This is a genomic window from Cupriavidus basilensis (assembly GCF_029335485.1).
In the GTDB taxonomy this organism is placed as follows: Bacteria; Pseudomonadota; Gammaproteobacteria; order Burkholderiales; family Burkholderiaceae; genus Cupriavidus; species Cupriavidus basilensis_E.
The window spans coordinates 1-7,650 of record NZ_JARJLM010000696.1; the positions used below are offsets into that span (position 1 = coordinate 1).

Genomic DNA, 7,650 nt, shown 5'->3' on the forward strand with positions numbered 1-7,650 from the left:
TGGCGGGCGGAATTGCGGAATCAGTTCTTGGCGCTGGCAAGCTGGCGGTTGCGGTCCTGCAGCGTCTTGATCACGCCATCCACGCCCTGCTGGCCGACGATGGTGTTGAAGCTGCCCTTGTAGGCCTCGGTCAACCAGGCGCCCAGCACGTTGATGTCATAGACCTTCCAGCCTTGCGGGGTCTTCTCGAGGCGGTAGTCGAGCTGGATCGGCTCGCCCTTGTTGATGACCTGGGTCCGGATGGTGGCGTCGGTATCGTCCGGGCTGCCGCGGTACGGGCGGAACTGCACGGTCTGGTCGCGGATCTGCGAGATGGCGCCGGAATAGGTGCGGATCAGCAGGGTCTTGAACTCATCGGTGATCTGCTTTTGCTGCTCGGGCGTGGCCTTGGACCAGTTGCGGCCCATCGCGATCTGGGTGGTCTTCTGGAAATTCGCGTTGGGCAGGATCTTCTGCTCCACCAGCGCCGAGATCTTGTTGATGTTCCCGGCCTGCATGTCCTTGTCCGACTTGACGGAGGCCATCACTTCGCCGACCACGGCCTTGACCAGCCCGTCAGGCGTGCTGGCATCCTGCGATTGGGCATGGGCGGCGCCAGCAAAGGCAACCACGGTAAGAAAAGGCAGCAACAGTCGCTTCAGCATCATTTTGTCCTTGTCGATCAAAACGCAGTGGACGCCGCGGTACGGCGGCCCTTGCGCATCCCGGCATCAAGGCCGGTAGTGGTCATTCCCCACGTTGGATACCGGACGAGCCCGGGGAGTTCTCGGCACCGGGGCATCCGGCGCCACATCTACATAATTTGTTGCACTGCTCACAGCCCGGACACGGACCTGGGCAGACGTCGTTCAGCGCAGGCGGATACCGCCGGGCATCTGCATGGGCGACGTAGGCAACGCCTGTTTTTCCTGCGTGGCGTCCGGCGGCGTCTTGGCTGGCCCGCCATCTTCATCGTGCTCGGGCGGGTTGCCATCATAGATCTGGTACTCGCGGCGCTGCAGATAGGCATCGCGCATGAAGGAGTACTTGTCGAGCGCGGCCTGCTCGATCAGGTTGGTGGCGCCCAGCAGCGAGGCCCGGGTACTGACGAAGCGCACGCCGGTCAGCGTATTGCGTGCCCAGACGGGGTCGAGATAGGCTGATGGATCCATCTGGCGGTCGACCAGCATGCCGGCGGTATCGCGCACCGTGCTGGGCCCGAACAGGGGCAGCACCAGGTACGGACCGGCCGGCGCGCCCCACACGCCCAGGGTCTGGCCGAAGTCTTCCTTGTACTTGGGCAGCCCGGCCGGCGTGGCGATGTCGATCAGGCCGCCAATGCCCAGCACGCTGTTGATGGCCACGCGCATGGAGTCCTCGGCAGCGCGGGTCGGCTTGCCCTGCAGCAGGTTGTTGACGGCGGAATAGACGTCGCTCACGTTGGAGAAGGCATTGTCGATCGCGGTACGGACCGGCGACGGGATGTAATCCGTGTACAACTGGGCAACCGGGCGCATCACGCCCTTATCGAAATCTTCGTTGATGCGGAAGACTTCCCGGTTGAACGGCTCGATCGGATCCTTGGGGTTGGCGGTGGGGCCAGTCGCGCAGCCCGCCACCAACGAGGCGGCCGACGCCGCCAGCAACCACTTCCGGCCCGCGCGCCAGCGCGCGGGAAGACCCTTGCCGTTCATTTCACCCCCCCTGCGGCACCGCTGGCAGCGCTGCCGCTCGCATTGTTGCTGTTGTTGCTATTGCCGCCGGCACCTGCGTCCGCGGCCTTGTTATACAGGAACTGCCCGATCAGGTTTTCCAGCACCACGGCCGATTGCGTCATGGTGATTCGGGAGCCCTCCGCCAGCATGGCCGGATCTCCGCCCGCCTCGAGGCCGATATATTGCTCGCCGAGCAGGCCGGAGGTCAGGATCTTGGCCGAGGTGTCCTTGGGAAACTGGTACTGCTTGTCCAGCTTCATCGACACGGTGGCCTGGTAGGTCTTGTCGTCGAAGCGGATATCGGCCACCCGGCCCACCACCACCCCGGCGCTTTTCACCGGCGCGCGCGGCTTCAGTCCGCCGATGTTATCGAAGCGCGCCTGTACCGTGTAGGTATCCTGGAACGACAGGGAGCTCATATTGCCGGCCTTCAGCGCCAGGAACAGCAGCGCGACGAAACCCGCCACGACAAACAGGCCAACCCAGAAATCGAGTGTATTTCTTTTCATCTGCGTCTCTTCTTCAAGTACTCCGGCTCCGGCGACCGCACCGGCTGGTCAGCTGAACATCAGCGCAGTCAGCAGGAAATCCAGCGCCAGCACGGCCAGCGAGGCAATCACTACGGTACGCGTGGTGGCGCGCGATACGCCTTCCGGCGTGGGCTTGGCCTGATAACCCTGGTACAGGGCGATAAACGTCACCGCAATGCCAAAAATAAAGCTCTTGGTCACACCGTTCAGCACATCGGCGCGTACGTCCACGCCACCCTGCATCTGCGACCAGAAGGCGCCCGCATCGACGCCAATCATCTGCACGCCAACCACGTAGCCGCCGAGCACCCCGACGGCGCTGAAAATGGCCGCCAGCACGGGCATGGCGACCACGCCAGCCCAGAATCGGGGCGCAATCACGCGCTGCAGCGGATTGACCGCCATCATTTCCATGGCCGTCAGCTGCTCGCCGGCCTTCATCAGGCCGATCTCGGCCGTCAGCGAAGTGCCGGCGCGCCCGGCGAACAGCAGCGCGGTCACCACCGGCCCCAGCTCCCGCACCAGGGACAGCGCCACCAGCAGGCCCAGCGCCTGCTCGGAGCCGTACCGGTTGAGCGTGTAGTAGCCCTGCAAGCCCAGCACGAAGCCAACGAACAGGCCCGATACGGCGATGATCACCAGCGACAGGTTGCCGACGAAGAAAATCTGGTCGCTTACCAGGCGGAAGCGGCGCAGCAGCGCCGGCGACATGGCCAGCACCGTGAAGAACATGCGGGTGGCATGGCCCAGGCCGCTGACCGACTGCCGCACGGCGGAGCCGATGCTCGTGAAGAATCCCATCATCGCCACGCTCCGCTCGAGAAGTCCTCGGCCAGCGACGGCCCCGGATAGTGGAACGGCACCGGGCCGTCGGGCTCGGCATGGACGAACTGATGCACGAAGGGATCGGTCGAGGCACGCAGGGCCTCGGGCTCGCCTTCGGCGGCAATGCGGCCGTTGGCGATGAAATAGACGTAATCGGCGATCAGGAAGGTCTCGTTGACGTCGTGCGACACGATGATGGTGGTGGCCCCCAGCGCATCGTTCAGGCTGCGGATCAGTCGCGCGGTCAGGCCCAGCGAGATCGGGTCGAGCCCGGCGAAGGGCTCGTCATACATCAGCAAGGCGGGATCGAGCGCAATCGCGCGGGCCAGCGCCACGCGCCGCGCCATGCCGCCGGAGATCTCCGAGGGCATCAGGTCGCGCGCGCCGCGCAGGCCGACCGCGTTGAGCTTCATCAGCACCAGGTCGCGGATCATGCTCTCGGGCAGGTCGGTATGTTCGCGCAGCGGGAAGGCCACGTTGTCGAACACCGAGAGATCGGTGAACAGTGCGCCGAACTGGAACAGCATGCCCATCTGGCGCCGCACGGCGTACAGATCGCCGCGGTCCAGCGCCGGGATATTGGCGCCATTGAAGAGCACTTCGCCCTTCTGCGGCCGGACCTGGCCGCCGATCAGGCGCATCACGGTGGTCTTGCCGCAGCCGGAGCCGCCCATGACAGCCACCACCTTGCCGCGCGGGAAGCGCATGCTAAGGCCCGACAGGATAGGCTTGCCGTTCGCCGCGTAGGCGAAATCGACAGCTTTGAGCTCGACGAGGTTTGAGGCGGATTCGGTCACGTTGGCACCGTGTTGGGCAGTCCGCCATTATAAGGGCTACTACCTAGCGCTGCCCGTGCCAGTGGGCCGCAATTCACATCCAGGAATCGCAAATAATTGTTTCATCACAATTGCGCGGGGTGACTGGCGGCTTCCGGGGCGCGCCTGGATTGCCTGGAAGCCCCTATGGCTCGGTCTGGCCGCTGGCCTGCCGCAGGATCACCTGCCACTGGATCGATTCGGCGCGGATCGCGGTGGCGAACGCCTCCGGCGAATCCCGCAACGGCGTCAGTCCTGCCGCCAGCAGGCGATCCCGCACTTCACGCTCGCCCATCACGCTGTCGAGTTCGCTGGCCAGCCGCGCCACTATGGCATGCGGTGTCCTGGCTGGAGCGATGACGCCGAACCAGGCCGTGGCGCCATAGCCGTCCAGCCCCGATTCCTGCAGGGTGGGCACGGTCGGCGCCAGTTGCGAGCGCGCCACACCCGTCACGCCCAGCAGCCGCAGGTTGCCGCTCCTGACATGTGCCTGCACCGCCGCGAACGAGCAAAAACAGGCGCTGACGCGGCCGGCCAGCATCTCCTGCACCACCGCCCCCTCCCCTTTGGCCGTCACCAGCGGCACCCCGTTGGGCACATCGTGCACGGCATACTCGGCATACAGGTGGGCAGGGCTGCCGGCCTGGCCTGAGCCGTAGCTATAGGATGCCGGACTGGACTTGACCGCGGTAAGCCATTGCTGCGGCGTACGCATCGGCAGGCGCGCATCGATCACCAGGAACAGCGGCATGGTCGCCACCCGCGCCACCGGCGTGAAATCGCGCACCACGTCGTAAGGCACCGGCTCCAGCCCAGGCTGGATCAGCATGTTGGCCTGGTGGAACAGCAGGGTATGGCCGTCGGAATTCGCCTTGGCCACGACATCGCCGGCGGTGGTGCCGCCCGCGCCGGGCCGGTTGTCGACATCCACCGGCACGCCAAGGCGTACCGCCAGACGCTCGGCCAGCAGGCGCGCCACGGCATCCGGCACGCCGCCGGCCGGGAACGGCACGACCAGCCGGATCGGCCTGACCGGAAACGAGATGGGCCGGTTGAATGCAGCCTGGGCCGCTACTGCCTGCAGCACTGCCGGCCGGGCCAGGCCAGGCCCGCTGGCGGCTGACAGCAGGCTGGCGATGCAGAACGCCAGCCCCCTCGGCCCAATCGCAAGACGGCATGACGCGCGCTGCCGGAGCGTGCAAAAAACGGGCGCAATGGCCATGAAGAGCCGAAGCCAGACGTGCAAGGCAAACCGCGAACGAACCGGCATTGCGGCGGGGTGAAGCAACGTCGCCTTACCTCGCCAAAGCCGCAAGAAAATGCGCACTTCGGACATCAATTCCTCCGAGCCGCGGGCACTGCCCGCGACACCTGGGTCGGCTGAAAAGGGGGGTTAGCGAGGCAGTCTTTGTTCTTAATGTCCGGGTCATTCTACGAAGATTGCCCTGGACCGCACAGACCACGTTAACCATAGCCGGGACAACCCTGTGGAAAGGCCGGGGCGCCCTTGCCCAGCCTCCGCCGGCGGGCTTCGGCACGGCCGCTTTCCTATGTTTGCCGGGGGCGCTTGAATGCGCCCTTGCACGGGCAGCCGATCGCGGCCGCCTTGCCGGACCGCCACGGCTGCGGCAGGCAGCGCTGTCTATAATCGCCAACCATGAGCGAATACATCCTCCGGCCCATGCGGCCCACCGACCTGCCCGCCGTGCTGGAGATCCAGGCCCGGTGCTACCGCGACATCCTGCTCGAATCCGGCGCCGCGCTGGCCAGCCGGCTGGCGCTGTCGCCGGCCACCTGCTGGGTGGCCGCGCACGCGGACCGGGACGAAGCGCTGGCCGCCTATTTGTTCACCCATATGTGGCCGCAGGACAGCCTGCCGCCCCTCGACGGCGTGCTGGAGCGGCACTGGGACAGGGATGGCGAACCCGCGGCGCTCACCTGGTTCGTGCACGACATGGCGGTGGCGCCGGACGGCCAGGGCAAGGGCCTGGCACAGTCGCTCTACCAGGCGGCGCGGCTGGCCGCGCTGGCAACCGGGCTGGACTCGTCGCGCCTGATCGCCGTGCAATCGGCAGCGGCCTGGTGGCGCAGGCTCGGGTACGAGAATCTGGTCCCCGTCGGCGCCGCCCTGTCGGCCAAACTGTCGGCCTACGGCGACGACGCAGTGCTGATGTGCCGCACGCTGCAGCCAGCCTGAGCGCGCTATAAAAAAACCCGCCCGGCTTGCGCGGGGCGGGTCTTGCGACGAAGGGAATTCGTCAGCGCATCAACGCATCAGCGCGGCAGTTCGGAATGCCCCATCAGGAAGGCATCGACCGAGCGCGCGGCCTGGCGGCCTTCGCGGATCGCCCACACCACCAGCGACTGGCCGCGGCGCACGTCGCCAGCGGCGAACACCTTGGGCACGTTGGTGTGATAGGCGCGCTCGCCTTCGGTGCTGGCACGGGCGTTCTTGCGGGCGTCGGTGTCGACGCCGAAGGCGGACAGCAGCGAGCCCACCGGGTTGGTGAAGCCCATTGCCAGCAGGACCAGGTCAGCCTTGAGGATGAACTCGCTGCCTTCCACTTCCTGCATCTTGCCGTCCTTCCACTCGACGCGGCAGGCCTTCAGCGCGGTGATCTTGCCGTTCTCGCCGATGAATTCCTTGGTGGCAACCGACCAGTCGCGGTCGCAGCCTTCGTCGTGCGACGAAGAGGTGCGCAGCTTGATCGGCCAGTACGGCCACACCAGCGGCTTGTTCTCTTCTTCCGGCGGCTGCGGCAGCAGTTCGAACTGGACGACCGATTCGGCGCCATGGCGGTTCGAAGTGCCCACGCAATCCGAACCGGTATCGCCGCCGCCGATCACGATGACGTGCTTGCCATCGGCGCGGATCTGGTTGGGCGCATCGCCAGCCACTTCCTTGTTCTGCGGGATCAGGAACTCAAGCGCGTAGTGGATGCCGGCCAGGTCGCGGCCAGGCACGGGCAGGTCGCGCGGCACTTCGGAGCCGCCGGCCAGCACGACAGCATCGAACTGGTCTTGCAGGGCCTGGGCCGAGATGGTCTCGCGCGCATAGCTCTTGATGCCGGCCGGCAGTTCGCCGTCGGTCACCATCACGCCGGCACGGAAGGTCACGCCTTCGGCCTGCATCTGTTCCATGCGGCGGTCGATCAGCCACTTTTCCAGCTTGAAATCGGGGATGCCGTAGCGCAGCAGGCCGCCGATGCGATCGTTCTTCTCGAACACCGTCACGTCATGGCCAGCGCGCGCCAACTGCTGGGCAGCGGCCATGCCGGCGGGGCCGGAGCCGACCACGGCGACGGTCTTGCCGGTCTTGTGCTTGGGCGGCTGCGGGGCAACCCAGCCTTCTTCCCAGGCCTTGTCGATGATGGCGTGCTCGATCGACTTGATGCCGACCGGGGCTTCGTTGATGCCCAGCGTGCAGGCAGCCTCGCACGGTGCCGGGCAGATGCGGCCGGTGAACTCGGGGAAGTTGTTGGTCTGGTGCAGCACCTCGATCGCCGACTTCCAGTCCTGGCGGTAAACCAGATCGTTGAAGTCGGGGATGATGTTGTTGACCGGGCAGCCGTTGTTGCAGAACGGAATGCCGCAGTCCATGCAGCGTGCGCCCTGGATCTTCGCTTCGCTGTCGGACAGCGCGAAAACGAATTCCTTGTAGTGCTTCACGCGCTTGGTTACGGGCTCGTAACCTTCGTTCTGGCGCGGAAATTCGAGAAAGCCAGTCGCCTTACCCATGTTGCGTCCTTGGTCTTGCTAGGCGAGGCTGGCGCATGCGCCGGCCTC

General features: G+C 65.9%; 8 protein-coding genes. 1 reads left to right on the forward strand and 7 read right to left on the reverse strand.

The features are described 5' to 3' along the window. Positions 1-20 precede the first annotated feature (20 nt). The 6 genes from P3W85_RS43045 to P3W85_RS43070 form a co-directional block, all read right to left on the reverse strand. On the reverse strand, positions 21-644 hold the full coding sequence (locus P3W85_RS43045; protein ID WP_035814326.1) for an MlaC/ttg2D family ABC transporter substrate-binding protein: 624 nt from the start codon (positions 642-644) through the stop codon (positions 21-23). A gap of 204 nt (positions 645-848) precedes the next feature. Beyond that, positions 849-1,673, reverse strand: a complete 825-nt coding sequence (locus tag P3W85_RS43050; protein WP_017228804.1) for an MlaA family lipoprotein — start codon at positions 1,671-1,673, stop codon at positions 849-851. Then, positions 1,670-2,203 carry an outer membrane lipid asymmetry maintenance protein MlaD gene (mlaD, locus tag P3W85_RS43055; RefSeq protein ID WP_017228803.1) on the reverse strand — a complete coding sequence of 178 codons (534 nt, stop codon included), beginning with the start codon at positions 2,201-2,203 and terminating at the stop codon, positions 1,670-1,672. Before mlaD ends, P3W85_RS43050 begins: the two co-directional genes overlap by 4 nt. Positions 2,204-2,251: 48 nt before the next feature. Beyond that, the gene (gene mlaE / locus P3W85_RS43060; RefSeq protein ID WP_017228802.1) at positions 2,252-3,028 is read right to left on the reverse strand and encodes a lipid asymmetry maintenance ABC transporter permease subunit MlaE; all 777 of its coding nucleotides are present in this window, start codon (positions 3,026-3,028) and stop codon (positions 2,252-2,254) included. Then, positions 3,025-3,846 (reverse strand): ABC transporter ATP-binding protein, encoded by an 822-nt coding sequence (locus P3W85_RS43065; RefSeq protein WP_017228801.1) that lies wholly within the window; start codon positions 3,844-3,846, stop codon positions 3,025-3,027. Before P3W85_RS43065 ends, mlaE begins: the two co-directional genes overlap by 4 nt. Before the next feature lie 163 nt (positions 3,847-4,009). After that, positions 4,010-5,200 (reverse strand): tripartite tricarboxylate transporter substrate-binding protein, encoded by a 1,191-nt coding sequence (locus tag P3W85_RS43070; protein WP_276269308.1) that lies wholly within the window; start codon positions 5,198-5,200, stop codon positions 4,010-4,012. A 321-nt stretch (positions 5,201-5,521) separates the two neighbouring features. Between P3W85_RS43070 and P3W85_RS43075 the strand changes: the two genes are divergently transcribed. After that, positions 5,522-6,061, forward strand: coding sequence for a GNAT family N-acetyltransferase (locus tag P3W85_RS43075; RefSeq protein ID WP_017228799.1), 540 nt, complete (start codon positions 5,522-5,524; stop codon positions 6,059-6,061). A gap of 77 nt (positions 6,062-6,138) precedes the next feature. Here the strand turns inward: P3W85_RS43075 and P3W85_RS43080 are convergent, their stop codons facing one another. After that, on the reverse strand, positions 6,139-7,602 hold the full coding sequence (locus tag P3W85_RS43080; RefSeq protein ID WP_017228798.1) for a glutamate synthase subunit beta: 1,464 nt from the start codon (positions 7,600-7,602) through the stop codon (positions 6,139-6,141). Between the last annotated feature and the right edge of the window lie 48 nt (positions 7,603-7,650).

What these genes read in the sequence shown, in the direction of transcription:
- P3W85_RS43045 (WP_035814326.1), bottom strand. Translation starts at nt 644, where the DNA reads ATGCTGAAGCGACTGTTGCTGCCTTTTCTTACCGTGGTTGCCTTTGCT.
- P3W85_RS43050 (WP_017228804.1), bottom strand. Translation starts at nt 1,673, where the DNA reads ATGAACGGCAAGGGTCTTCCCGCGCGCTGGCGCGCGGGCCGGAAGTGG.
- mlaD (WP_017228803.1), bottom strand. Translation starts at nt 2,203, where the DNA reads ATGAAAAGAAATACACTCGATTTCTGGGTTGGCCTGTTTGTCGTGGCG.
- mlaE (WP_017228802.1), bottom strand. Translation starts at nt 3,028, where the DNA reads ATGATGGGATTCTTCACGAGCATCGGCTCCGCCGTGCGGCAGTCGGTC.
- P3W85_RS43070 (WP_276269308.1), bottom strand. Translation starts at nt 5,200, where the DNA reads ATGTCCGAAGTGCGCATTTTCTTGCGGCTTTGGCGAGGTAAGGCGACG.
- P3W85_RS43075 (WP_017228799.1), top strand. Translation starts at nt 5,522, where the DNA reads ATGAGCGAATACATCCTCCGGCCCATGCGGCCCACCGACCTGCCCGCC.
- P3W85_RS43080 (WP_017228798.1), bottom strand. Translation starts at nt 7,602, where the DNA reads ATGGGTAAGGCGACTGGCTTTCTCGAATTTCCGCGCCAGAACGAAGGT.